This is a genomic window from Sphaerospermopsis torques-reginae ITEP-024 (assembly GCF_019598945.1).
GTDB lineage: Bacteria > Cyanobacteriota > Cyanobacteriia > Cyanobacteriales > Nostocaceae > Sphaerospermopsis.
The window spans coordinates 5,006,936-5,032,040 of the sequence record NZ_CP080598.1 but is presented as its reverse complement, the minus strand read 5'-3'; the positions used below and the strand labels follow the sequence as shown (position 1 = coordinate 5,032,040).

Genomic DNA, 25,105 nt, shown 5'->3' with positions numbered 1-25,105 from the left:
GTCCCCGTTTTTATATGGGGAGATTTACCCAATTTTGGTGATTGGGGACTGGTGATTGGTGATTGGTGACTGGTGATTGGTGATTGGGGACTGGTGATTGGTGACTGGTGACTGGTGACTGGGAGGATGAATAACCCAATGCCCATTACCAATTACCAATTACCCATTACCCATTACCCATTACCTATTACCCATTACCCATTACCCATTACCTATTCCCTGTTTATCTTTTAGAAAAATGTCTAACTTAGAAAATCAAGGTGTGGATTTAGACCGTTCTTTATCTGGCTATGATTATGAACTACCGACGGAATTAATTGCCCAAAACCCGGCTGTTCCTAGAGATAGTTCTCGTTTGTTGGTGATAGATTCCCTGAGTACAGGAGTAGAAAAACCAGCACTTGATTACATTTTCCGAGATTTGACAGAAATACTTAAACCTGGGGATTTGTTAGTGATGAATAATACGAAAGTTATTCCAGCCAGGTTATATGGCCGCAAAGCTACGGGTGCTGAGGTGGAGGTTTTGCTGTTGGAAGAACGACAGCATAATTGTTGGTTGGCTTTGGTGAAGCCGGGAAAATACTTTAAACCAGGAACTCAGATTATTTTTGATGGGCAAAAATTAGCTGCGGGTAATGAACTAACAGCGACAGTTGTAGCAAGAGATGAAGCTACTGGGGGGCGGTTATTGCAGTTTGATTTACCGGAAAATGTCCCTTTGGTGCAAGTATTGGAGAAGTTCGGGGAAATTCCTTTACCTCCTTATATTAATGCTTCTACTGCGGCTGATGAACAATATCAAACAGTATATGCTCAAGAACAGGGGGCGATCGCCGCACCAACGGCAGGGTTACACTTTACACCAGAACTTTTACAAAAATTGCGCGATATTGGTATTAATCAAGCTTTTTTAACTTTGCACGTAGGAGTCGGTACTTTTCGTCCAGTCGAAGTAGAAGATGTAACAACTCACCAAATGCACGAAGAATGGATTGAGGTGAGCGAAGCTACAGTAGAACAAATTAAGGCTACTAAGGCTGCTGGAGGGCGAATTATTGCTGTTGGTACTACAGTAGTCCGGGCGTTAGAAGGTGCGGCACAATCAGGGGATTTACAACCTTATGTGGGTAAGGTAAATTTATTTATTTATCCTGGTTATCAATGGCGAGTGGTACAAGGTTTAATTACGAATTTTCACTTACCCAGATCTAGTTTATTGATGCTGGTAAGTGCGTTGATTGGTAGAGAAAGATTGTTAAAAATTTATGAACAAGCGATCGCATCTCGATATCGTTTTTATTCCTTTGGTGATGCCATGCTGATCTTACCTCAAGCAACTATTAATGCTGGTAATTGGTAATTGGTAATTGGTAATTGGTAATTGGTAAAAGTCTTTCCCAGTCCCTAGTCCCCAGTCCCCAATCACCAATCACCTAAATTGGTAAACGATTAATATCTTTATTGCAACCAATTACTACCATAGCTGAACCACGTTCTAAACGCTTGCTAGGGTCAGGATTAATCTTAAATTTACCATCCTGACTTACTGCCAACAAATTTAAACCATAACGATTTCTCAGTTGAATTTCTGCAACAGTTTTACCGTGAAATTCATCAGGGACAATTACCTCAACAATGCTATTATCTGGGTCAAGGTCAAAGCGATCTAAAATTGAAGGTTTAGTCAATGTCCTAGCTAAAGCACAACCGGCTTCATATTCAGGGAAAACTACATGATCTGCGCCCACTCTTTTTAATAGCTTGCGGTGAACTTCACTAGAAGCTTTAGCAACTACATGAGGTACACCAGCTTCTTTGACATTGAGAGTGGTGATAATACTTTCTTGAATATAGTTACCAATAGCTACAATTACTGTATCAAATTCAAAAATACCAGCTTCTTTGAGTGCAGCAGGTTCTGTGGAGTCTAGTTGTACAGCATGACTGACTATTTCATCAGTTAAAGCTTCAGAAACTCGCTTTTCATCAACATCTGTCGCTAGAACTTGATAACCAAAACTGTGCAGTGTTGCACAAACAGAACGACCAAAGCGACCTAACCCAATTACAGCAAATTGTTGATTATCTTGGCGTAAACTGCGAAAAAATTTTAATGATGAAAGGTTCATTTTTAACTAGCCAATAGGGAATAGGGAATAAAAGTTGCAATTTTAGATGAGAGTTAGTCAAATATGATCAATCCAAAATCCAAAATCTAAAATCCAAAATTGAATCACCCAACAAGTAAATTTTCTTCAGGATAGTGAACTCTGCTAGGACGAGGATCACCTAATATAGCTGACATCAACAATAAAACACCGACTCTCCCTATATACATTGTGATAATTAAAATCAGTTTTGCTGCGATGGAAACACCAGCAGTTATCCCTGTTGATAAACCTACTGTAGCAAAAGCTGATACCACTTCAAAAAGAATTTGAATAAATTCTAATTTTGGGTCTGTCAAACTAATTAAAATAGTTGCTCCAATCACTGTAGATAGAGACCCAACTACTACACCTACAGCTTTTAATATTAGTGATATTGCTATCTTCCGATCGTATAGTAAAACTTCCTCTTTGCCTTGGAGTATAGCTTTTGTACAACTGGTGAGAACTCTCAATGTTGTAGTTTTTATACCTCCTCCTGTACCACCTGGACTTGCACCAATAAACATTAAGGCAATGGTAATGAACAAGCCTGCATCGGTCATTTTGCCAATATCAATGGTGTTAAATCCAGCAGTTCTAGGGGTGACAGATTGAAACCAGGCTAATAATAATTGGTCAGAAAGACTAAAATTACCAAATGTTTGAGGATTTCTAATTTCTATACAAAAGAAAGCTATTGTCCCCAAGATTAAAAGTATTAAAGTCGTACTGGTTGCTACTTTAAAATCTAGAGAAAATACTATAGCATTGGGTTTTTTCAAAAATCTATCACGCAACCAAAGATACATATCTAAAATTACCTGATAACCAATGCCGCCAAAAATAATTAAGCCTGTAACGGTGAAAACTACTAATACAGATGTTTGATAACCTATTAAATTATCTTTGAATAGGCTAAAACCTGCATTATTAAAAGAATTGACACTATGAAATATTGCTAACCAAAGTCCTTTATTCCAACCATAATCAGGAACAAAAGCTGGCAGTAATAAAAATATGCCAGTAATTTCAAAAATCATGGTTGTAGCAATAATCGAACGGATAATTTGCGTACTACCACTCATTCCTGGACGATCTAAAGCTTGTTGAATTGCAACTTTTTGGTGTAAGTCAAATCTCCTACCAAGTAACAAAATCAAAAAGGTGGTAGTTGTCATGTATCCTAAACCACCAATTTGCACCAACAGTACAATAAACAATTGACCCCAAAAGGAGAAATAAGTACCAGGATCAACTACTGATAACCCTGTAACACATACTGCGGAAGTTGAAGTAAAAAGTGCTACAATTGGATCATTCCACATACCATTGCTAGTTGAGAAAGGCATCATTAACAGGATAGTTCCTGCTAGGATGACAGCCATAAACCCCAAGCAGATTGTCCGAGCAACAGTCATAAATAAATTCTCAATTTTCTTTTTAAAGAAAAATCCCCTTATCTAATTAAATACACAGATGGTAGCCTAAAAATATATTTTTTGTCAGAAGTTAGGAGTCAGTCTTAGGGGCAACCCCCTGTGGTTGCCCTCTTGAGTCAGGAGTCAGAATTTTTAATGAAACAGTAGAATATCACTAGCGTGATTTTTGGCGTAACCTTTAAAAAGCTGATTGCTGACCACTGATAGCTAAATGCTGACTATTTTTTTAACTTCGGCTTGGTCTTTATCTGTGGATTCATGAGTACAACACTTTATCAACAAATTCAAGAATTTTATGATGCTTCCTCTGGTTTGTGGGAACAAATCTGGGGAGAACATATGCACCACGGCTATTATGGTGCAGATGGCAAGCAGCAAAAAGATCGTCGTCAGGCACAAATTGATTTAATCGAAGAAGTGCTGAAATGGTCAGGGGTAAAGGATGCAGAGAATATCCTCGATGTGGGTTGTGGGATTGGTGGCAGTTCTTTATACTTGGCTGAAAAGTTCAATGCGGTGTCAACGGGAATTACACTTAGCCCTGTACAAGCCGCTAGAGCCAAGGAAAGAGCTTTGGAGGCTAATTTGGGTTCTAGGAGTAATTTCCTGGTTGCCAATGCCCAAGAAATGCCTTTTGCTGATGCTTCTTTTGACCTGGTGTGGTCTTTAGAAAGTGGCGAACATATGCCAGATAAAACCAAGTTTTTGCAAGAGTGTTACCGAGTTTTAAAGCCTGGTGGTACTTTGATTATGGTTACATGGTGTCATCGTTCTACGGATGTTTCACCTTTGACTGTGGATGAGCAAAAGCATTTACAGGACATTTATCGGGTTTATTGTTTACCCTATGTGATTTCCTTGCCAGAGTATGAGGCGATCGCCCATCAATTACCATTAAACAACATTCGCACCGCTGATTGGTCAACTGCTGTCGCTCCTTTTTGGAATTTTGTTATTGACTCTGCTTTTACTCCTCAAGCATTTTTTGGGTTACTTTTCTCTGGTTGGAGTACAATTCAAGGGGCGCTTTCTTTGGGTTTGATGAGTCGTGGTTATGAACGAGGTTTAATTAGGTTTGGGTTGTTGTGTGGGAAGAAATAATTGATAATTGACAATTGACAATTGATAATTTGTTATTAGCCTATGGATTTATGCGTAGGTTCAATCTAAAATCTAAAATCTAAAATCGAGTAATGAATCAATTTTTTCAACAAAATTCACCTATTTTTCCGGGAAGTTGGCTTTATGCTTTTTGGAAATTTTCCCGACCACATACTATTATTGGCACAAGTTTAAGTGTTTTGGGTTTATATTTACTAACCCTTGGTGTCACTTCCACAAATTTTACTCTAGCGCATTTAGGTCAAATTTTCGGAACTTGGTTAGCTTGTATCTGTGGCAATATCTATATTGTTGGTTTGAACCAATTACAAGATGTAGATATTGACAAAATTAATAAACCTCATTTACCTCTAGCTTCAGGAGAATTTACACAGGAGCAGGGTAATTTAATAGTCATTATTACTGGTATTTTAGCTTTATTAGTCGCTTGGCTAAATGGTCCTTTTTTACTGGGAATGGTGGGGATAAGTTTATTAATTGGTACTGCTTATTCTTTACCACCTATTCGTTTAAAACAGTTTCCTTTTTGGGCGGCTTTGTGTATTTTTTCAGTGCGGGGAACTATTGTTAATTTAGGGTTGTTTTCTCATTTTAGCTGGTTATTTCAAAGAAGCCAAGGTATACCTGCTGCTGTTTGGGTTTTGACAGCGTTTATTTTGGTGTTTACATTTGCGATCGCTATCTTTAAAGATATCCCTGATTTGGAAGGAGACAAACTTTATAATATTACCACTTTTACTATACAATTAGGACAAAGAAAAGTATTTAAACTCGCCCTTTGGGTATTAACAGTTTGTTATCTAGGGATGATGTTTGTGGGGATATTCAGATTAGCTGAAGTGAATCCTATCTTTCTCTTTATTAGTCATCTTATACCCTTAGTTTTAATCTGGAGAAAAAGTCAAAAAGTGGACTTGCAAAACAAAAGCGAAATTGCTCAATTTTATCAGTTTATCTGGAAACTGTTTTTTATAGAATATCTCATTTTTCCTATTGCTGCTATTTTAGCTTAGTTAGACCAGGGATTTACAGGAATTTACAATGATGTTAGAAAATTCACAACTGAGTAATATAATTGCCATTTCTTTAGTCACTGTTAGTATTGGCTTTTTGATTTATTTTGCCGTTAAAACCTTAATCACCTCAAATTTATTTCAAAAAGGAGTTAATCTTTTTCAAGCAAAAGACTATGCAGGTGCAGAAGCAGCTTTTCGGCAAGTAATAGCAATCAATTCTACTAATGATGTAGTGAGATTATTATTAGGTGATTTGTTAAACCATCAAGGAAAAATTGAAGAAGCTAAGGAAGTATTTAATGATGTAATTACTCGCAGTCCCAAAAATCCCGATGCTTATTTAAGGTTAGCAAATATTCAATTATTGCAAGACGAAAAAGCAGAAGCACTCCAAAATTTACAAACATCAAAAGCACTATTTCAGAAACAACGTCAACCGCAAAAAGCAGCAACTATCGAGAAAATTCTGAAAGAGATAGGGAACAGGTGATTGGGGAAGAAAATTTTAGATTTTAGATTGGAGTGAATGAAAAACAATCCAAAATCCAAAATCCAAAATCCAAAATCCAAAATTGAATTACCAATTACCAATTACCAATTACCAATTATCAATTATCAATGACCAAAAATAAAGTTTACATAGTTGGTGCTGGACCTGGAGACGTGGCATATTTAACAGTTAAAGCTTATCGTCTCTTAGCATCTACTGAGGTTTTAATTTATGATGCTTTAGTAGATAGGGAATTATTAGAATGTGTACCACCAAATTGTTTAAAATTAGATGTAGGTAAACGCGGCGGTAAACCCAGCACACCCCAAGGAGAAATTAACAGTTTATTGGTGAAGTATTGCCGAGAAGGTCAACAAGTTGTTAGACTTAAATCAGGTGATCCGTTTATTTTTGGACGTTGTATTTCAGAAATAGAAGCGTTAAAAGCAGCGGGTTGTGAGTATGAAGTCATACCAGGAATTTCTTCAGCTTTAGCAGCACCTTTATTAGCAGGAATACCCCTCACAGATACCGTACTCAGTCGCTGTTTTGCAGTATTAACAGCACACGAACCAGAGGTTTTAGACTGGGAAGCATTATCAAGATTAGAAACTTTAGTAATTTTGATGGGGGGAAAACATCTAGCGGAGATTGTCCATCAACTGCTAAGATATGGGAAATCTCAATCTACACCTATTGCTATCATCCGTTGGGCAGGAACTCCCAGTCAAGAAGTGTGGATAAGTGAACTTGGTAATATTTTGACAAAAACTACGGGTTTATATTTATCCCCATCTGTAATCGTCATTGGTGAAGTTGTAGGATTACAGAAGTTCCTGTAACATGAAAAAAGATAAACTATTATTAATTAGTTCTCTTATAACTATAAAATCGTGCATAGTAATATACCTATCTCCCCCTCCCCCCATCCTCCTACTTTTCCCCTCGCAGGTAAAACCATTCTCGTTACCCGTTCTGTGGGACAGTCTAGCCAATTTAGCGATCGCTTGACTGCCGAAGGTGCTACAGTAATTGAACTACCAGCTTTGGAAATTGGACCTCCTACCAGTTGGAGAGCTTTAGATGAGGCAATATCCAAGTTATCAACTTTCAACTGGTTAATTTTCACCTCCACTAACGGTGTAGATTACTTTTTTGAGAGACTCCACGCCAAAGGTAAAGATAAAAGTGCCTTAGCTAAGGTAAAAATTGCGGTTGTGGGTCAAAAAACCGCCCAAAGTCTGGCAAAACACGATATTCAACCAGATTTTATTCCTCCTCACTTTATCGCTGACTCTTTAGTTATTAACTTTCCTGAAAATTTATCAGGTAAAAAGATTTTATTTCCCAGAGTGGAAAGCGGTGGAAGACAAGTTTTAGTCCAAGAATTAACTTCTAAGGGTGCAGAAGTCACAGAAGTTCCCGCTTATGAATCTTTCTGTCCCCAAACTATTCCTCCAGCAGCAGAAAAAGCTTTGCAAAACCACTCTTTAGATGTAATTACCTTTGCTAGTTCCAAAACTGTACAATTTTTCTGTCTATTAACAGCAACAAAATTTCCAGAAGGAATTACACATTATCTAGACAAAACTTGCATAGCTTCCATCGGTCCCCAAACTTCTAAAACTTGTTTTGAGTTATTTGGTAGAGTTGATATAGAAGCAGAAGAATACACTGCTGAAGGTTTACTCAAAGCAATTATTCAATGGGCGCATAAGTGATTGGTGATTTGTGATTGGTGATTGGTGATTGGTGACTGGTGATTGGTGATTGGGTAAATATAATAAATTAATAACTAACTAATAACTAATAACTAATGACTAATAACTAACATCTAATAACTAACATCTAATAACTAACATCTAATAACTAACATCTAATACAGCATTTTGCGCGTCTATCTGGTACAGGTTATATCTCATTTTCAATTTGATGTAATGATATGCCCTAAATTCTTGTACCTAATCGTTACGCAAAGTGCTGTAACTAACATCTAACATCTAATAACTAACATCTAACATCTAATAACTAATAACTAATAACTAATGACTAATAACTAATATCTAATGACTAATATCTAATGAATAAAAGACTAATTGGTTTAACAGGTGGTATTGCTACAGGTAAAAGTACAGTGGCTAATTATTTAGCTAATACTTATAATTTACCGATTTTAGATGCAGATGTTTATGCTAGAAATGCTGTATCTGTAGGTTCTCCCATACTCTCACAAATTGCCCAACGTTACAATAAAGAAGAGATTTTATTAGCAGATGGTAACTTAAATCGTGCTAAATTGGGAGAAATTATTTTCAATCAACCAGCGGAAAGGGTTTGGGTAGAAAATGTTATTCATCCCTATGTGAGAAATTGGTTTTTAAAAACTATTGATGAATCATCTGCAACTACTTTAGTATTAGTTATTCCTCTATTATTTGAAGCTGGTTTAGAAAATTTAGTGAGTGAAATTTGGGTGGTTTCTTGTTCAGAAGAACAGCAAAAGCAAAGATTAATTCAAAGGAATAATTTAACAAATGAACAAGCAGTAGCGAGAATTAACAGTCAATTACCATTATCAGAAAAAATTGCCCGTGCGGATTTCGTTTTAGATAATTCTTATAGTTTAGAATCACTTTTACAACAGATAGATAAAGTGATGAAAAAATAATATCATGAATATGATTCAATAATGGACAATTACCTCTCTTTGAAAGTCAGAGTCTTGAAAAAGCGGAATTTTTGGCTTTTCTCCCCTGGAAAGGGGAGATTTTAAACATGGAATTAAACAATTATCAATTGTCAATTGTCAATTATCAATTAGTTAGCTTTCTCCCCCCACAACCACATCTCGAATACGCAAAGAAGGACCACCGCAACCTACAGGTAAACCGTTTTGTCCACCTTTACCACATCCACCGGACTCATCCCAGTAAAAATCATCACCTATGGCTTCGATATCTGCAAGGGTTTGAAAAACATTACCGGAAAGGGTAACATCTTTTACAGGTTCAGCTATTTCGCCATTTCTAATCATCCACGCTTCACCTGCGCTAAAGGTGAACATTTCCCCGTTTGTCATCCCCCCTAACCAGTTACGTGCATATACTCCTTCTTTGATATCTGTGAATAAATCTGCTACTGGGGTTTTGCCTCTTTCTATCCAGGTATTTGTCATCCGTACAATGGGGGAGTAGTGATAATCGAGACAACGGGCGTTACCTGTGGGTGCTTCGCCTAATTTACCCGCAGTTTCACGAGAATGCAAACGTCCCACTAACACACCATCTTTGATTAATTGCGTAGTTGTGGCAGGTGTGCCTTCATCATCGTAAAAATAACTACCTCTATGACCTTGGGGTGCAGCACCATCAAAAATTTGTAGTTCTTCTGAACCAAAACGCCTTCCCAGGGTCATAACCTCTAATAAATCAGGGTTTTCATAGGCCATATCTGCTTCGGAAAGATGTCCAAAAGCTTCATGAACAAATAAACCTGTAAGTATGGGGTCAATGACGACGGTATAAGTGTTACCTTTAACTGATGGTAAGGATAAAGCTGTTACTGCTCTTTCGGCTGCGCTTTTAACTTGAGTATCTAAATTGACTAAATCTTCAAAAGCTTTGCGTGATCCTGTAGTTTCTCTCCCTGTTTGTACAGTGTCACCATTTCTTGCTGTCGCTGCAAAACGCATTTCCATATCTACCCAAGATTGCTCTATTAATGTTCCTTCTGAAGTAGCAATAATTACTCTTTGGGAACTGTCACCATAGTGGACTGAGGTAGTGGTGATGCGAGAATCAATGCTTTTTAATAATTCGGTGTAGCGATCGCACAGTTCTTTTTTTTGTTTCAGGGAAACTGTACGGGGATCAATACCTGTGAGGGGTAAATTACATAATGCTTGGATGGGATCAATGGGTGCGAGGATGGTTTCTTCATCTCCCACTATCCTAGCAGCAGCGATCGCTTCTTCTATTCGTTCTTCGATAGTAGCTAACTGGTTGAAACTACTGAAACCCCAGCCACCTTTATGACAAGCGCGAACATGGCCACCGATAGAAATACCTTCGCTGAGGGTTTCTACCTTTTCACCACGCAATAAAATATCTGTTCCTTCAGCTTCTTCTAAGCGAATCATGAGATAATCGACACGGGAGGAATAGCGAGTGATTAAATCAGAGAGTAAATTTTGGATGTCAGCAAGGAGTTTAGGCATTCTGGTTAGTGAGGATTATAAAATATACTTAGTTCCTAACTATTTATTCCAATTTTACTATTAATGGCACAATATATGGGAATATAATAATTAAACGCAGATGAACGCAGATGAACGCAGATGATTTACAGTTTTATAATCAAGTTTGTATCATGTATTTTGTTCATCAAAAAACATATTTTTCAGCTACTTTCCAATAACGGGAAAACCGTTTTAAATCAATAAAACCATCATAATCAAAAAACGGTTCAACTTCAAATATTTCTAATTTCAATTTCTTTTCAATCTGATCACAAATATCATCAAATCTGGGACTGGGACTATCCGTAGTTACCACCAATTTAGCATCATTTTCTTGAGCAAATTTAATAATTTCCTCGGCTACATTTCCCCGACGAATTTCTACAGGTAATTCTAGCAAACACTCATATATAAAAGTTATCCTTTTTAAACTTAATTGCCACTCTTCTATTAAAGCATCATCCCAAACCCAAATTGCTGGGGTGTTAGGATATTCTTGTAAAGTTGGGTTTTGAGGACTTAAACAATCTCCATTTATCCAAATAATTGGTTTATTCATATTCAGATAGATTTTAACAAAGCTTCCTTAAATTCTAGCGCACTTTGAAAATAAATTTGCGGTTTTTCGGTTAAAGCTAAATCTATCACCTCCGCTAATTTTTCAGGAATGCTATTATCCCGTTGACGAATGGGTACAGTCAGAATCAGGATGTCCAGGATTTGAGGATGTACAGGATGTTTTTGAATGATTTTTGGTGGGATGAATAGGATTTTTTTGTCTGAATCAGGATGTCCAGGATTTGAGGATGTACAGGATGTTTTTGAATGATTTTTGGTGGGATGAATAGGATTTTTGAGGATGTTGTTGAATGATTGTTTTCTGAATTATTTAAACTATCTCAAAATTACCATCCTGTTAATCCTTTAATCCTGGTTATCCTGATTCAGACAAATGCAAATTTCATCACCAACAAACCATCTAAAAATTACCATCCTGTTAATCCTTTAATCCTGGTTATCCTGGTTCAGACAAATACAATTTTCATCAACAAACCATCTAAAAATTACATCCTGTAAATCCTATAATCCTGGTTATCCTGATTCAGACAAAAATAGGTGAATTATCTGTATTTAAACTGACAACATCTACAAAACGTGCAACTGCAAGATTTTTACGGTTGAGTTTAATTTGTTCAATTTTATGTAATGTTTCTGCTGTCATGTAACTTTCACCGCAATGAGGACAGCTAATAACAGGTACATTTTCAATTACTAGCAGTTCTTCCCCTTTTCCATAGGTTCTGGTAACGTTGCGGATATGTACACCTTCACTATTACAAATATCGCATTTCATATTTCTGTTACCTAATTTTAAACAGTGTATACTGTAATGATAACTAATTTTCCACTTAAACTGAGTTTGGTGATAATTTCTATTTCTACTCCGTCGGTGGTTACTCCTCTAATGCGGTATTTTGATTCTGCGGTAATTCTATCTTTTTGACGTTCTATAATTTCACCATTGAGGATACTTCGTTCGATGTCATATATGGTTAAATTATCGTCGTTCATTTCTTCTTCTGCATGGAGTGTCATTACATATTGAAGTGATGTAATTTTCTCCTTGATTTTTTGTAAGATTTCGTCGAACATAACATGATTTTTGTTGGTTTTCAGGATTGGTTCGGTAATGATACTATCACAATCCTGTAAATATTTTTGTCAGAATCAGGATATCCAGGATTTAAGGATTTTCATGATGGGTTTGATAAATTGGTGGTGGGGATTTTTTGACGTGGGTGAAAATAACGATGTTGGAAGTTTAAAACCCTATATATATTGCGCCCACAGATTTCCACTCATAACATAAGTGTACAATAATTATTTCGACTTGTCAAGCCTAAATTTGTCTGATTCAGACAAATGCAACTTTCATCACCAACAAACCATCTAAAAATTACATCCTGTAAATCCTTTAATCCTGGTTATCCTGATTCAGACAAATGCAACTTTCATCACCAACAAACCATCTAAAAATTACATCCTGTAAATCCTTTAATCCTGGTTATCCTGATTCAAACAAATGCAACTTTCATCACCAACAAACCATCTAAAAATTACATCCTGTAAATCCTTTAATCCTGGTTATCCTGATTCTGACAAATGTAAAATTCAGAAAATTTTACCTTCCTTTTTTCCCCTTCTGCCAACTTTGACTATTGGGTTTTTTACTAAACTCACCCTTGGGAAAAAGTCGCGCTTCCAACTCCTCATAACTACCTTCAAAATCACACTTACCATAAAGCGGACATTGACGACAATAAACCCCTTTTGTGTAACGTTCCAAATTTTCCCGATTGAAAAAATAAGGTTTATGACTAAAGGTACTCGCTACCCATTGCCATGACATATTATTACTCGCAGGATCACCATCTAACAAATGTTGTAAAAACCATTTTGCGCCGGCTTGCCATTGAATACGTCGCCAATGGATAATATAAGCCGCTAACCACATTCTAATATGGTTGTGTAAATAGCCAGTTTCTCGTAATTCTTGACTAAAACTATCAATACAAACCAGTCCGGTTTTACCTTCAATAATATCTGATGGTAATTTTGCAGCGTAGTCTGCTACTTGATAACCGGTTTTGTATTCTTCTTGATTTTCCCAAATACCTTTTCCCAGTTTAATATATAACCTTTGCCAATAATCACGCCATCCTAATTCATTAATTAATTTACTCGCATCCTCTGGATTTTGCACACGATCTAAAATATCATCTCTAATTTCTCGCAAACTTAAAACGCCATGACGAATATAAGGTGATAACCTAGTAACAGCACCATTTAAAGAATTGCGTGTTTTTGCGTATGCAACAGGATCTACTTGTTTTAGCTTTGCTTTTGCTGCTTTCCTTCCACCAACAGTTTCGCTGATATGATCATCTCGTTCTGCGGACTGGGGAAATTGTTCGCGCAGGTAAGCTATTAACTCATCTCGGTTAGTGAAATCACGTAACATAGTGTTCTTGGTTTAGACTTAAATGTCATCAAAATTGCCAACAGTAGCAATTTAAATATAACTGTATTATCCTCTAAATTATATCAATTTATCTTTCATCATTTCATTATGACCAACATTCCCGAAATTGGACAACCTGCACCAGATTTTTCCACACCAGATCAAAACGATAACCTTGTTAAACTATCTGAATTAAATCAGTGGATAGTCCTTTATTTCTACCCCAAAGATGACACCCCCGGATGTACCACAGAAGCCAAAGATTTTACAGATTTAGCCGCAGAATTTACCGCTTTAGGTGCTAAAATCATCGGTGTAAGTCCAGATTCAAGTAAATCCCATTGCAAATTTATCGCCAAACATAACTTAGAAATTACCCTATTAAGTGACCCCGAACATCAATTAATTGAAGCTTATGGTGGATGGCGTTTAAAGAAATTTATGGGTAAAGAATATATGGGTGTTGCCCGGTCTACATTTTTGATTTCACCTGATAAAATCATTGCCCATTCTTGGCCAAACGTCAAAACAAAAGGTCATGCACAAGCAGTCTTGAAAAAATTACAAGAATTAACCACCAAATAACAGTTTGTAGTGAGCGATTTATCGCTCCCTCCTGAAAATAATCATCCATGCTTTATAATAGGAATAGACCTGTATCTTATTTTTTGATAAATATGGTTCAGATTATCCAAGCACAGAATATTACCCTTGCGGAATTAAAACAAAAATTTGCCCTGCACAAATCTAAAGACGAACTTTTTTTTACAGAATGGCAAACAGATTTACCTAACATCTCAGAATTAGAACAGCAATATTTAGACCGAGTAAAAAAGAATTATCTGAACTTGGTAGAAAAATCTAGTCCTTTAGAAGATGCCGTTAAATTAGTGGTATTATCTCCCTTACTAGATTTAGCTGGTTTCTATGAATCTCCTTTTTATATTGCCACAGAAGAACCTATAGAAATTAGTGAAACAATCTTTACAGATGATGAAGAAACCAAAGAAGAAATTACAGAGATTATTAAAGGTAAAATAGATGTTTTAGTTCTGCAAGATAAGTTATGGCTATTAGTAATTGAAGCCAAAAGAACTAATTTTTCCTTAGCTAAAGCCATACCCCAAGCACTTACCTATATGTTGGCTAATCCTCACCCGAATTATCCGCTATATTCATTAGTAATTAATGGTGAAGACTTTCAATTTCTCAAACTCACTCAAACTGATAAACTTTGTTATGCTTTGTCTGATAGATTCACTTTATATAGACGTGAAAACGAACTATATCAAGTTCTCAAAATCCTCAAAAAAATCGGTAAAATATTAACTTAATTGTTGAGTTTAGTTATGTCTAATCGTCCCATCTACCTCGATAATCACGCTACCACCCCCGTAGATAAAAGGGTACTAAATGCCATGATACCTTACTTTACAGAAAAGTTTGGAAATCCTGCTAGTATTAGTCATGTTTACGGTTGGGAAGGTGAAGCTGCTGTTAAACAAACCAGGGAGATTTTAGCAAATGCGATTAACGCTAACCCAGAAGAAATTGTTTTTACCAGTGGTGCAACGGAAGCGAATAATTTAGCTATCAAAGGTGTCGCAGAAGCTTATTTTTCCAAAGGTCAACATATTGTTACTTTAGCAACGGAACATAAAGCAGTTTTAGACCCTTGTGAATATTTACAAAACATGGGTTTTGAAATTACAATTCTCCCAGTCCAAAAAGATGGATTAATTGATTTAGAACAATTAGAAAAAGCCTTGCGTGATGATACAATTTTAGTATCTGTCATGGCTGCAAATAATGAAATTGGTGTTTTACAACCTTTAGCAGAAATCGGTAAAATTTGCCGGGAAAAAGAAATTATATTTCATACAGATGCAGCCCAAGCTATTGGTAAAATCCCCTTAGATGTGCAAGCATTAAACATTGATTTAATGTCTTTAACTGCCCATAAAGTTTATGGACCCAAAGGTATTGGTGCTTTATATGTTCGCAGACGTAACCCCAGAGTGAAATTAGCAGCACAACAACACGGGGGAGGCCATGAAAGAGGGATGCGTTCTGGAACTTTATACACACCGCAAATTGTAGGTTTTGGTAAAGCGGTGGAAATTGCTTTAACAGAACAAGAAACGGAAAATTTGAGGTTAAAAGAATTAAGAGAAAGACTGTGGAAACAGTTATCAACTTTAGAGGGAATTTATCTTAATGGACATCCAGAAAGAAGGTTAGCGGGAAATTTAAATATTAGTGTGGAAGGTGTGGACGGTGCTGCACTTTCTTTAGGTTTGCAACCAATAGTAGCAGTATCTTCCGGTTCTGCTTGTTCTTCCAATAATGTTGCACCTTCCTATGTTTTAACAGCGTTAGGACATTCGGAAAAATTAGCTTATGCTTCTGTAAGATTTGGTATTGGGCGATTTAATACTGTTGAGGAAATTGATCAAGTTGCCGAACATTTAATTACTACCGTGAAAAGTTTAAGAAATTCCTCATTACTTCCTTCCCGCTAAACCTTCTCTTCCTTTGCGTACTTTGCGTACTTTGCGGTTCATTCATTTTGTCTCGTTCCCAGTCTCTGACTGGGAATGCATGAATAGAGTCTCTGACTCCAATAAAACAGAAGCCAGAGTCTTCCTTTATTCATTTCCATACAGAGCATGGAAACGAGAAATCCAAAATCCAAAATCCAAAATCCCATGACTCAATAAGGATCGGAATCAAATCTTCCCCGCTTCACACTTCTAAAATAATATCCTCTAGATGGTAGGTTATTCAAATCAACAGTTTCACCTCTAGGAAATCGCCAAATTTTATAATCATAATATGTCAGAGGTTTTCCTGGTTCACAAACTTCTGGGGGATGATCTCCAAGAATAAAATAAACTGAACCCCTCCCCATAACTTTGGCAATTCCATATTTATCTACAAGTAAAGATGTTTCTTCACTAATAGCTATTCCTAATGCAGTATCAGACACACCATCTTGAATTTGTCGGGCAATAAATACCATAATTCTCCCCATTCTTTTGCGTTCATCAAAATGGGTGTCAATAATCGTTTTTCGCAAATACTTCCACTGGAAAAAGTTATAGGTAAAGGTAATATTCCTATAGGGGTCTTCCAGTGCTTCGTTAGTTTCAATACTATCTTCACAAGCGCAAGAATCATAAACAAATTCACTTTGAATCATTGCCCCTGCACTCGTGCCACCAATCGCCCCACCCTTATCATAAACTGATTTGATGGCAGCTTCTAATTTCGTGTTTTTCCAGTTGCGGATATATTCACATTGATCACCACCAGCAAAGAAAATTACACCAGCATTTCTGACTTTATCAAAAATATCCGTTTTATTTGCTTCTTGTCTGTTTCTGATGATCAAAGTTTCTACATAATTCACCCCTCTCATGTTATAAATTAGCTGATTATAATCATCGTTACCAGCAGCACGAATGACAACAACATTAACTTTTTTGTCTGAATTAGCACCTCCCCTAACTTCATTTATCATCCATTGAATTGCATCATCAATATCAGGACCACCCCCACCCAAATTATGTACAGGTCCAGCTAATAAAGGAACTTTATAATTGGGTCTATAATTGGGGTTTGGTAACGGTGGACTAACATCACGGCTAATTTTTTCAAAGTAGCGGTTTAGGTTTGCTGTAAAGTGGGATATGAGGAAGGTTCCCATCTTCAACAACATAGTTTTTGCTTTTCTCAAGCACTTGGCTATATTTGGGAATGCCTTGGTCATATTCAGAAATGTGAAGCAAACAGCCATCATTTCTAACTCTCGCACTCCCAAGGGGTAAATTCCCAGCGTACAACCTTTGTACTGTTTTTTCACGCCAAAAAACGCAGAGTAATTAATATTATCTCCACTACCCTGCGAAAACCTCAGTTTTACTTTGTGTTTAATTACCAATCAACTTGCGATCGCTCTTTCACCACTTTCTCATATACAGCTTCCGTTTCTTTTGCTAATTGTGGCCAGCGAAATCTTCGTTCTAAATCTTCATAAGCGTTATCTATCAACCATTGTCGATAACCTGGATTTTTCAAAACTTCTAAAATTCCCCATGCTAAAGAATCTGGATTATTTACTTTAGTTACAATTCCAGTTTTCGTATGTTGTACTACTTCCGGAAAACCACCCGTATCTGAAACCACAACCGGAACTCTAGAAGCAAAACTTTCTAAAGCTACAATACCAAAAGGTTCATAAAGACTAGGAAAAACTGCACAGTCAGCTAAGGTTTGAAATTTATCCAAGTAGTCATCAGAAAGAAAACCAGTAAAATAACATTTATCCCAAATTCCTAAATCCCAAGCTTGCCTTTTTAAATGGTCAGTATTACCACCACCAACTATCACAAATTTAACGTAACCGCCCATTTCCCAAAGTACCTTGGGAGCAGCATTCAGCAATACAGGTATACCTTTTTCATAAGTCATCCTGCCCAAGTAATAAACAATTTTTTCATGATCTGCGGCAAATTGACGACGAAAATCTTGAGCATGAAAATCTCGGTGATGCTGCTTTTTTTCAGGACGAATCCCATTAAAAATCACGTCGATTTTATCACCATGACTATTTAATGCTCTGACTACTTCTCCTCGCATATATTCAGTACAAACAATGATGCGCCAAGCGTTATAAGCCAACGAATTTTCTTTATTACAAATGTAGCTTTGGATATCATTATGAATCCCGTTACATCGTCCATATTCTGTGGCGTGAATGGTAGCAATGAGAGGAACTTTAAAGGTATGCTTGAGAGCGATCGCTGCATCTCCAACTAACCAATCATGGGCATGAATAATATCAAATGGTCCTTCCTCTAACATCAATTTACCACCGTGATGTCCCATACTCTCATTTAAATTTACTACCCAGTGAAAAAAATCATGACTATGGGCTACTGGTACTCGATGTACATAAATACCCTCAACTACTTCATACAGTGATGCTTGTTTTACTTCTGGCGTAATCAGGTGAATCTCATGCCCTAACTTGACCAATTCCGGGTATAATTCTGCTACATGACGGGCAATTCCTCCCACTAACCTTGGTGGAAATTCCCAACTTAGTACCAGTATCTTCATTGATTCTACTCCCCGAACATTTACAAAAATTTAAAAAACTAAAAAAAACTACATTTATGTCAAAATACAAAGTGTGACAATAGCTGCGACTATTACCAGTGCAAGGAAGCAGAAAGTTTTACCAGCTTTTTAAACTTTTTTTGACTAGATACTGATTTTCGCCATCCTAGACCAGTAAAATTTTTCGTTTTTTTTTAATAAATAGTTTTTTGATAAAGCTTATCACATAAATTTGCGATTTATAAATACAAAAAAAACCCGATTTCATCAGAAAACCAGGTTGATAAAGCTTTTAAATTTGCAAATATCTGGGTGAGAGGGAACAGGGAACAGGGAACAGGGAACAGGGAACAGGGAGTAGGTAAAGAAATTTCTCCCCATCTCTGCTGTCACCTGTCACCTGTCACCTGTCACCTGTCACCTCATAACATTAACTTTGGTCTAACTTCAACACCGCCATAAACGCTTCCTGGGGTACATCCACCGTACCCACAGCTTTCATCCGTTTTTTACCCTTGGCTTGTTTCTGCAAAAGTTTCTTCTTCCGGCTGATGTCACCACCGTAGCACTTAGCTAAAACGTCTTTCCGCATAGCCGGGATATGTTCACTGGCAATAACTTTACTACCAATAGCTGCCTGAATGGGAACTTTAAATTGATGACGTGGGATCAGTTCTTTGAGCTTTTCAGCCATTGCTCTGCCAACATTGTAGGCTTTATCTCTATGCACAATCATCGCTAAAGAATCTACCGGATCACCATTAATCATGATATCCAACTTCACCAAATGATTCTCACGGTAGCCAATCATATGATATTCCATACTGGCATAACCACGCGATCGCGATTTCATTTGGTCAAAAAAGTCTGTCACAACTTCTGCCAAAGGTAACTCATAAGTCAGTGTAGTCCGTCCTTGGGTCAGATATTTCATATCTTTGAAAATACCCCGACGGTTTTGTGATAACTCCATTAAAGTACCAACATAAGTTTCAGGAGTAATCATTTCTACCTGTACATAAGGTTCTTCAATTCTTTCCCGGTCATTAGGTGCAGGTAAATGGCTAGGATTATCAATATACAGTTCCTCACCCTTGATCGTTATCACCTTATAAACCACAGATGGGGCTGTAATAATTAAATCCAGGTTATACTCTCGCTCTAACCGTTCTTGGACAATTTCCATGTGTAGCAAACCCAAGAACCCACAACGGAAACCAAACCCCATTGCGCTAGAAGTTTCCGGTTCATATTGCAAAGCTGCATCATTCAATCTCAGTTTTTCCAAAGCTTCCCGCAAATCTTCAAATTGATCTGCATCTATGGGAAACATCCCACAAAATACCATTGGGTTAGCTTCAGTGTAACCGGGTAAAGGTTCTGTGGCTTTAGCCTTAGACAAGGTGATAGTGTCACCTACCCGTGCATCAGCCACAGCTTTAATAGAGGCGGCTAAATAACCTACTTCTCCTGCATGGAGTTCTTCAACTTGTTTTTGGGTGGGAGAAAGGACACCTAACTCATCAATTTCATATTCCTTACCCGATGCCATCAAATAGATGCGATCGCCCTTTTTCACCGTCCCATCCATCACCCGGAAATAAACAATTACACCCCGGTAGCTATCGTAGTAACTATCAAAAATCAGCGCCCTTAAAGGCTCATCAACCGTATTAGCTGCTGGGGGTACACGCTCCACAATCGCCTCTAAAATCTCAGGAATACCGATTCCCTCCTTAGCAGAAGCTAAAATTGCCCCACTACAATCTAAACCGATAATTTCTTCAATTTCGCTGATTACCCGATCTGGTTCTGCTCCTGGTAAATCAATTTTATTTAAAACCGGGATAATTTCTAAATTATGCTCCAGTGCTAAATACACATTTGCTAAAGTTTGCGCTTCTACCCCTTGGGAGGCATCCACAACCAATAAAGCACCCTCACAAGCAGCCAGAGAACGGGAAACCTCATAGGAAAAGTCAACGTGACCAGGAGTATCAATTAAGTTTAAAACGTACTGCTGACCATCCTTAGCTGTGTAATTCATCCGGGCAGCTTGCAGCTTAATTGTAATGCCGCGCTCCCGTTCCAGATCCATGTTATCGAGGAACTGCTCCTTCATTTGTCGGTCTTCTACAGTGCCAGTTGCTTGGAGTAAGCGATCGGCTAAAGTAGATTTACCGTGATCAATATGAGCAATAATACAGAAATTGCGAATGCGAACTGCGGGAACGTCAGTCATATACCATCTTTGCTTTAGCAGCAATCAAAAGTTAAATCTATTTACTTCATGTATTTTAATGCTTTATTGGGTAATGGGTAATGGGTAATGGGTAATTGGGGAAGAAGGGAACAGGGAACAGGTAACAGGTAACAGGTAACAGGTAAAGAATTTTATCCCCAGTCCCCAGTCCCCAGTCCCCAGTCCCCAGACAGGTGAATTATTTTTCAGGATATGATGACACTGTATATTAAAACTGCCACTGACAAACTGGCCATCTGAGTTTGGTAATTTTTTTGGAAAGTATAAACCTATGAATATGCAAGATAAACCTAACGATGCGGAAAATATACACGCTGATAAGGTAGAAATAGCGGTACGCCTAGACTCTGAATTAATAGCTCAAATTCAGCATCTTACCAATGATCCCAGTAAGGTGATAGAAGTCGCCATCCGCCAATGGTTACGCGGCGACATACCTAGAGATGATGAACTAACTCGCACACCAATACGCACACCTATTCCCCCTAGAGGAGAATGGAATGATTGAAATTTGGGGACTGGGGATAAAATTTTGGATTTTGGATTTTGGATTGTATTTCATGAATCCAATCTAAAATCTAAAATCTAAAATCTAAAATTCTCCTGACTCCTGACTCCTGACTCCTGACTCCTGACTCCTGTTATATTTTGGGAAATGGGTGGATAATCTTCAAATCCCATTTTCAAAGCCGTCCTTAACTGAACAGGTCTAAAACTATGGAATTGACACTTGAAAACGTTGAAACTGTATTAGATGAAATGCGCCCTTATCTGATGTCTGATGGGGGTAATGTGGAACTGGTAGAACTCGATGGACCAGTGGTGAGACTACGGTTACAAGGTGCTTGCGGTTCTTGTCCTAGTTCACAAATGACTTTGAGAATGGGTATTGAACGCCGTCTCAAAGAAATGATTCCCGAAATTGCAGAAATTGAACAAGTTATCTAGGGATAGGTGATTGGTGACTGGTGATTGGTGATTGGTGATTGGTGACTGGGTAATCAATTTTATGTTTCCCTATCAACTATCAACTATCAACTATCAACTATCACCAATTACCCATTACCATTATTGATAATTGAAAATTATTAGTAAATCCTGAAAAGCATATTATTGATCATGTCTCATCCCCTTTACGTCGCGTTTATTTGGCACCAACATCAACCGCTGTACAAGTCTCCTGTGAGTCAGCAGTATCGCTTACCTTGGGTGAGGTTGCATGGTACTAAGGATTATCTAGATTTAATATTATTGCTGGAAAAATATCCGAAATTACACCAAACGGTAAATTTAGTACCGTCTTTAATTTTACAACTGGAAGATTATATTGCGGGAAATGCTTTTGACCCTTATTTAACTGCCAGTTTAACACCTGTGGAACAGTTAACCACAGAACAAAAAGAGTTTATAGTTCAACATTTTTTTGATGCTAACCATCATACTTTAATCGATCCCCATCCCCGTTATGCCGAGTTGTATTATCAAAGACAGGAAAAGGGTCAATCTTGGTGTTTAGCAAATTGGCAAGCTGTAGATTATAGTGATTTATTAGCTTGGCATAATTTAGCGTGGATTGATCCTTTATTTTGGGATGATCCAGAAATTGCAGCTTGGTTAAAACAAGGACGTAATTTTACTTTAGGCGATCGCCAACGTATCTATTCTAAACAAAAACAAATCCTCAGTCGCATTATTCCCCAACACCGGAAAATGCAGGAAACTGGACAGCTAGAAGTTACCACCACCCCCTACACTCACCCCATTTTACCCCTGTTAGCTGATACCAACTCTGGACGGGTGGCAGTGCCACAAATGACATTGCCTAACCAGCGTTTCCACTGGGCGGAAGATATTCCCCGCCATTTACAAAAAGCCTGGGATTTATATAAAGATAGGTTTGGACAAGTTCCCAGGGGTTTATGGCCTTCGGAACAATCTGTCAGTCCAGAAATTTTACCGTATATTATCAAACAAGGGTTTAAATGGATTTGCTCAGATGAAGCGGTTTTAGGTTGGACATTGCAACATTTCTTTCATCGGGATGGGGCGGGAAATGTACAACAATCAGAATTATTATACCGTCCCTATCGTTTGCAAACTCCCGCAGGTGAGGTTTCCATTGTATTCCGGGATCATAGATTATCAGATTTAGTTGGTTTTACTTATGGTGCAATGCAGCCAAAACAAGCGGTCGCAGACTTAGTAGGACATTTACAGGCGATCGCCAGAAAACAAAGAGAAAACCCAACTTCACAACCTTGGTTAGTTACCATTGCTTTAGACGGGGAAAATTGCTGGGAATTTTATCCCCAAGACGGTAAAATTTTCCTAGAAACATTGTATGAAAACCTGAGTAATCAAGAAAATATCAAACTGGTTACTGTTTCCGAATTTCTAGAAAAATACCCCGCTACAGCAACTATAAATGGTGAAAAATTACATAGCGGTTCATGGGTAGATGGCAGTTTTACAACTTGGATCGGTGATCCTGTAAAAAACCGCGCTTGGGACTATTTAACCCATGCTAGAGAAACCTTAGCAAAACATCCCGAAGCAACCGAAGAAAATAACCCTGCTGCGTGGGAAGCATTATATGCTGCTGAAGGTTCTGATTGGTTTTGGTGGTTTGGAGAAGGACATTCATCAAATCAAGATGCCATATTTGATCAACTATTTAGAGAACATTTATATGGCATTTATAAAGCATTAAATGAACCCATACCAGCCTATTTAACCCAACCTTTAGAAGTGCATGAAGCAAAATTAGATCATCGTCCAGAAAGTTTTATTCATCCCATACTTGACGGTAAAGGAGATGAACAAGACTGGGATAAAGCCGGCAGAATAGAAGTAGGTGGTTCACGGGGAACAATGCACCAAAGTAGTTTAGTCCAGCGTATTTTTTACGGAGTAGATCACCTAAATTTCTATGTGCGAGTAGACTTTAAAAGCGGTGTCACACCAGGAAAAGAACTACCCAAAGAATTAAATTTATTGTGGTATTATCCCGATAGACCAATGATCAATAGTCCTGCACCTTTAGCAGAAGTTCCTGATCTTGCACCCGTTAATTATTTCTTTCACCATCACTTAGAAATTAACCTACTTTCCCAAACAATTAATTTTCGAGAAGCAGGAGAACATTATCAATGGCATCCCCGCGCAACTCGCGCCCAAGTGGCGTTAAATAATTGTTTAGAAATAGCAGTACCTTGGGCAGATTTGCAAGTTCCTCCTGACTATCCTGTAAGGTTGGTTTTGGTTTTAGCTGATGATGGTTGTTATCACAGTTATTTACCGGAAAATTCTTTGATTCCCATTGAAGTACCATAGAAAGGAGATCAAGGAGTAGGTTGGGTTGACAAAAGGAAACCCAACATCTTTTTTATCTCACGCAAAGACGCAAAGACGCAAAGGTAGATGAAGTTCCGTAGTGAGGACTTCAGTCCTTAAGTAAGGAATAAATTCCTGACTACGAACCTTGCGTTTAAAAAATAGGTGTTAAATCTAAAATAAAACCTGGTAAAACATCTTCTCCTGATAAACTTTGCGGATTTTCTAATATTTCTACTTCTTGATTTTGACGATATATTTCTACTTGTTGATCTTTGGGATTTAATAACCAACCTAAACGCAAACCATTATCAATATATTCGCGCATTTTGGCTTGGGTATCTGCTAAATCATCACTTTCGGAAACTAATTCTATTACAAAATCAGGAGATAAAGGTAAAAACTTTTTTCTTTGTTCTGGTGTCAGTTCATTCCATCTTTCTATTTTTATCCAAGAGACATCTGGGGAACGAGTACCACCAAGAGGTAATTTAAACCCAGTGGAAGAATCAAAAGCTTTTCCTAATTTATTTTTTCTGTTCCAAAACCAAACTTGTCCGCTTAATTCTAAGTTTCTTTCTCCTGTTTCTCCTCCGGTTGGTGACATAACAATTAATTCCCCTTGATGAGATAATTCTAAGCGTATATCTTTGTTAGCTGCAACTATTTCTACAAATTCATCATCTGTGAATTTTAATGATTTTGGGATTTGTAAGGTTACAGAAGTCATGATTCTTACCTGTTGAATATTAGATATTATATCTCAGTAGGTTGGCTTGACGAAAGGAAACCCAACAATCAGATCATCTGCATTTACAGCAGTTTCGAGGTAAATGAGGTACAAGGTTAACAGGCAGGATGCCTGTTCCACAAGGATTTTATGATTTGAGTTTATACCTCACTGGT

Annotated in this window: 24 protein-coding genes; 13 read left to right on the top strand and 11 right to left on the bottom strand. The window is 37.5% G+C overall.

Annotated features, from left to right (window positions below; all coding sequences use genetic code 11):
- Positions 1-238: 238 nt before the first annotated feature.
- Entirely contained in the window at positions 239-1,363 is a 1,125-nt protein-coding gene (gene queA / locus K2F26_RS23365) for a tRNA preQ1(34) S-adenosylmethionine ribosyltransferase-isomerase QueA (protein WP_220609694.1), read from the top strand.
- A 73-nt stretch (positions 1,364-1,436) separates the two neighbouring features.
- Here queA and K2F26_RS23360 read toward each other — a convergent pair whose 3' ends face one another.
- Together K2F26_RS23360 and K2F26_RS23355 are read right to left on the bottom strand one after the other, a co-directional pair.
- Positions 1,437-2,132 (bottom strand): potassium channel family protein, encoded by a 696-nt coding sequence (locus K2F26_RS23360; protein ID WP_220609693.1) that lies wholly within the window; start codon positions 2,130-2,132, stop codon positions 1,437-1,439.
- Positions 2,133-2,236: 104 nt separating this feature from the next.
- Positions 2,237-3,571: a TrkH family potassium uptake protein gene (locus K2F26_RS23355; protein WP_220609692.1), complete on the bottom strand. Its 1,335-nt coding sequence runs from the start codon at positions 3,569-3,571 to the stop codon at positions 2,237-2,239.
- Between the two features lie 279 nt (positions 3,572-3,850).
- Between K2F26_RS23355 and K2F26_RS23350 the strand changes: the two genes are divergently transcribed.
- From K2F26_RS23350 to coaE, 6 genes are all read left to right on the top strand, one after another.
- On the top strand, positions 3,851-4,693 hold the full coding sequence (locus tag K2F26_RS23350) for a methyltransferase domain-containing protein (protein ID WP_220609691.1): 843 nt from the start codon (positions 3,851-3,853) through the stop codon (positions 4,691-4,693).
- 92 nt (positions 4,694-4,785) lie between these two features.
- Positions 4,786-5,727 (top strand): homogentisate phytyltransferase, encoded by a 942-nt coding sequence (locus K2F26_RS23345; RefSeq protein WP_220609690.1) that lies wholly within the window; start codon positions 4,786-4,788, stop codon positions 5,725-5,727.
- Positions 5,728-5,758: 31 nt separating this feature from the next.
- Positions 5,759-6,220, top strand: coding sequence for a tetratricopeptide repeat protein (locus K2F26_RS23340; RefSeq protein WP_220612005.1), 462 nt, complete (start codon positions 5,759-5,761; stop codon positions 6,218-6,220).
- A gap of 128 nt (positions 6,221-6,348) precedes the next feature.
- Positions 6,349-7,062, top strand: a complete 714-nt coding sequence (gene cobA / locus K2F26_RS25025) for a uroporphyrinogen-III C-methyltransferase (protein ID WP_246605469.1) — start codon at positions 6,349-6,351, stop codon at positions 7,060-7,062.
- A 51-nt stretch (positions 7,063-7,113) separates the two neighbouring features.
- On the top strand, positions 7,114-7,941 hold the full coding sequence (locus K2F26_RS25020; RefSeq protein ID WP_246605468.1) for a uroporphyrinogen-III synthase: 828 nt from the start codon (positions 7,114-7,116) through the stop codon (positions 7,939-7,941).
- A gap of 359 nt (positions 7,942-8,300) precedes the next feature.
- Complete coding sequence (coaE, locus tag K2F26_RS23330; protein WP_220609689.1) at positions 8,301-8,888, top strand: dephospho-CoA kinase; 588 nt, start codon at positions 8,301-8,303, stop codon at positions 8,886-8,888.
- Positions 8,889-9,041: 153 nt separating this feature from the next.
- Here coaE and K2F26_RS23325 read toward each other — a convergent pair whose 3' ends face one another.
- The 5 genes from K2F26_RS23325 to K2F26_RS23305 all read right to left on the bottom strand — a co-directional run bounded on the left by K2F26_RS23325 (position 9,042) and on the right by K2F26_RS23305 (position 13,479).
- Complete coding sequence (locus tag K2F26_RS23325) at positions 9,042-10,436, bottom strand: TldD/PmbA family protein (protein ID WP_220609688.1); 1,395 nt, start codon at positions 10,434-10,436, stop codon at positions 9,042-9,044.
- A 166-nt stretch (positions 10,437-10,602) separates the two neighbouring features.
- Positions 10,603-11,016 carry a hypothetical protein gene (locus tag K2F26_RS23320; RefSeq protein ID WP_194053855.1) on the bottom strand — a complete coding sequence of 138 codons (414 nt, stop codon included), beginning with the start codon at positions 11,014-11,016 and terminating at the stop codon, positions 10,603-10,605.
- A 543-nt stretch (positions 11,017-11,559) separates the two neighbouring features.
- Positions 11,560-11,811 carry a type II toxin-antitoxin system MqsA family antitoxin gene (locus K2F26_RS23315; protein WP_220609687.1) on the bottom strand — a complete coding sequence of 84 codons (252 nt, stop codon included), beginning with the start codon at positions 11,809-11,811 and terminating at the stop codon, positions 11,560-11,562.
- Between the two features lie 17 nt (positions 11,812-11,828).
- A complete protein-coding gene (locus K2F26_RS23310) occupies positions 11,829-12,110 on the bottom strand; it encodes a DUF4258 domain-containing protein (protein ID WP_220609686.1) in 282 nt (93 codons plus the stop codon).
- A 529-nt stretch (positions 12,111-12,639) separates the two neighbouring features.
- Positions 12,640-13,479 (bottom strand): FAD-binding domain-containing protein, encoded by an 840-nt coding sequence (locus tag K2F26_RS23305; RefSeq protein ID WP_220609685.1) that lies wholly within the window; start codon positions 13,477-13,479, stop codon positions 12,640-12,642.
- Between the two features lie 108 nt (positions 13,480-13,587).
- Between K2F26_RS23305 and bcp the strand changes: the two genes are divergently transcribed.
- The 3 genes from bcp (at position 13,588) to K2F26_RS23290 (ending at position 16,001) form a co-directional block, all read left to right on the top strand.
- Complete coding sequence (bcp, locus tag K2F26_RS23300) at positions 13,588-14,064, top strand: thioredoxin-dependent thiol peroxidase (RefSeq protein WP_220609684.1); 477 nt, start codon at positions 13,588-13,590, stop codon at positions 14,062-14,064.
- 92 nt (positions 14,065-14,156) lie between these two features.
- The gene (locus tag K2F26_RS23295) at positions 14,157-14,813 is read left to right on the top strand and encodes a type I restriction endonuclease (RefSeq protein ID WP_220609683.1); all 657 of its coding nucleotides are present in this window, start codon (positions 14,157-14,159) and stop codon (positions 14,811-14,813) included.
- Positions 14,814-14,828: 15 nt separating this feature from the next.
- A complete protein-coding gene (locus K2F26_RS23290) occupies positions 14,829-16,001 on the top strand; it encodes an IscS subfamily cysteine desulfurase (protein ID WP_220609682.1) in 1,173 nt (390 codons plus the stop codon).
- Positions 16,002-16,192: 191 nt separating this feature from the next.
- Here K2F26_RS23290 and K2F26_RS23285 read toward each other — a convergent pair whose 3' ends face one another.
- The 3 genes from K2F26_RS23285 to lepA all read right to left on the bottom strand — a co-directional run bounded on the left by K2F26_RS23285 (position 16,193) and on the right by lepA (position 20,845).
- A complete protein-coding gene (locus tag K2F26_RS23285) occupies positions 16,193-17,251 on the bottom strand; it encodes a cyanophycinase (protein ID WP_220612004.1) in 1,059 nt (352 codons plus the stop codon).
- Between the two features lie 164 nt (positions 17,252-17,415).
- Positions 17,416-18,603 carry a glycosyltransferase family 4 protein gene (locus K2F26_RS23280; protein ID WP_220609681.1) on the bottom strand — a complete coding sequence of 396 codons (1,188 nt, stop codon included), beginning with the start codon at positions 18,601-18,603 and terminating at the stop codon, positions 17,416-17,418.
- Between the two features lie 430 nt (positions 18,604-19,033).
- On the bottom strand, positions 19,034-20,845 hold the full coding sequence (lepA, locus tag K2F26_RS23275; protein ID WP_220609680.1) for a translation elongation factor 4: 1,812 nt from the start codon (positions 20,843-20,845) through the stop codon (positions 19,034-19,036).
- Positions 20,846-21,137: 292 nt separating this feature from the next.
- Here lepA and K2F26_RS23270 point away from each other — a divergent pair, with 292 nt between their 5' ends.
- From K2F26_RS23270 to K2F26_RS23260, 3 genes are all read left to right on the top strand, one after another.
- Entirely contained in the window at positions 21,138-21,374 is a 237-nt protein-coding gene (locus K2F26_RS23270; protein WP_220609679.1) for a hypothetical protein, read from the top strand.
- A gap of 209 nt (positions 21,375-21,583) precedes the next feature.
- Complete coding sequence (locus tag K2F26_RS23265) at positions 21,584-21,814, top strand: NifU family protein (protein WP_220609678.1); 231 nt, start codon at positions 21,584-21,586, stop codon at positions 21,812-21,814.
- Positions 21,815-21,985: 171 nt separating this feature from the next.
- The gene (locus K2F26_RS23260; RefSeq protein WP_220609677.1) at positions 21,986-24,199 is read left to right on the top strand and encodes a glycoside hydrolase family 57 protein; all 2,214 of its coding nucleotides are present in this window, start codon (positions 21,986-21,988) and stop codon (positions 24,197-24,199) included.
- Positions 24,200-24,353: 154 nt separating this feature from the next.
- Here K2F26_RS23260 and K2F26_RS23255 read toward each other — a convergent pair whose 3' ends face one another.
- Positions 24,354-24,929, bottom strand: coding sequence for a Uma2 family endonuclease (locus K2F26_RS23255; RefSeq protein WP_220609676.1), 576 nt, complete (start codon positions 24,927-24,929; stop codon positions 24,354-24,356).
- Between the last annotated feature and the right edge of the window lie 176 nt (positions 24,930-25,105).

Excerpts from the sequence above, each read along its gene's own strand:
- queA (WP_220609694.1), top strand. The coding sequence starts at position 239 with ATGTCTAACTTAGAAAATCAAGGTGTGGATTTAGACCGTTCTTTATCT.
- K2F26_RS23360 (WP_220609693.1), bottom strand. The coding sequence starts at position 2,132 with ATGAACCTTTCATCATTAAAATTTTTTCGCAGTTTACGCCAAGATAAT.
- K2F26_RS23355 (WP_220609692.1), bottom strand. The coding sequence starts at position 3,571 with ATGACTGTTGCTCGGACAATCTGCTTGGGGTTTATGGCTGTCATCCTA.
- K2F26_RS23350 (WP_220609691.1), top strand. The coding sequence starts at position 3,851 with ATGAGTACAACACTTTATCAACAAATTCAAGAATTTTATGATGCTTCC.
- K2F26_RS23345 (WP_220609690.1), top strand. The coding sequence starts at position 4,786 with ATGAATCAATTTTTTCAACAAAATTCACCTATTTTTCCGGGAAGTTGG.
- K2F26_RS23340 (WP_220612005.1), top strand. The coding sequence starts at position 5,759 with ATGTTAGAAAATTCACAACTGAGTAATATAATTGCCATTTCTTTAGTC.
- cobA (WP_246605469.1), top strand. The coding sequence starts at position 6,349 with ATGACCAAAAATAAAGTTTACATAGTTGGTGCTGGACCTGGAGACGTG.
- coaE (WP_220609689.1), top strand. The coding sequence starts at position 8,301 with ATGAATAAAAGACTAATTGGTTTAACAGGTGGTATTGCTACAGGTAAA.
- K2F26_RS23325 (WP_220609688.1), bottom strand. The coding sequence starts at position 10,436 with ATGCCTAAACTCCTTGCTGACATCCAAAATTTACTCTCTGATTTAATC.
- K2F26_RS23320 (WP_194053855.1), bottom strand. The coding sequence starts at position 11,016 with ATGAATAAACCAATTATTTGGATAAATGGAGATTGTTTAAGTCCTCAA.
- K2F26_RS23315 (WP_220609687.1), bottom strand. The coding sequence starts at position 11,811 with ATGAAATGCGATATTTGTAATAGTGAAGGTGTACATATCCGCAACGTT.
- K2F26_RS23310 (WP_220609686.1), bottom strand. The coding sequence starts at position 12,110 with ATGTTCGACGAAATCTTACAAAAAATCAAGGAGAAAATTACATCACTT.
- K2F26_RS23305 (WP_220609685.1), bottom strand. The coding sequence starts at position 13,479 with ATGTTACGTGATTTCACTAACCGAGATGAGTTAATAGCTTACCTGCGC.
- bcp (WP_220609684.1), top strand. The coding sequence starts at position 13,588 with ATGACCAACATTCCCGAAATTGGACAACCTGCACCAGATTTTTCCACA.
- K2F26_RS23295 (WP_220609683.1), top strand. The coding sequence starts at position 14,157 with ATGGTTCAGATTATCCAAGCACAGAATATTACCCTTGCGGAATTAAAA.
- K2F26_RS23290 (WP_220609682.1), top strand. The coding sequence starts at position 14,829 with ATGTCTAATCGTCCCATCTACCTCGATAATCACGCTACCACCCCCGTA.
- K2F26_RS23285 (WP_220612004.1), bottom strand. The coding sequence starts at position 17,251 with ATGACCAAGGCATTCCCAAATATAGCCAAGTGCTTGAGAAAAGCAAAA.
- K2F26_RS23280 (WP_220609681.1), bottom strand. The coding sequence starts at position 18,603 with ATGAAGATACTGGTACTAAGTTGGGAATTTCCACCAAGGTTAGTGGGA.
- lepA (WP_220609680.1), bottom strand. The coding sequence starts at position 20,845 with ATGACTGACGTTCCCGCAGTTCGCATTCGCAATTTCTGTATTATTGCT.
- K2F26_RS23270 (WP_220609679.1), top strand. The coding sequence starts at position 21,138 with ATGAATATGCAAGATAAACCTAACGATGCGGAAAATATACACGCTGAT.
- K2F26_RS23265 (WP_220609678.1), top strand. The coding sequence starts at position 21,584 with ATGGAATTGACACTTGAAAACGTTGAAACTGTATTAGATGAAATGCGC.
- K2F26_RS23260 (WP_220609677.1), top strand. The coding sequence starts at position 21,986 with ATGTCTCATCCCCTTTACGTCGCGTTTATTTGGCACCAACATCAACCG.
- K2F26_RS23255 (WP_220609676.1), bottom strand. The coding sequence starts at position 24,929 with ATGACTTCTGTAACCTTACAAATCCCAAAATCATTAAAATTCACAGAT.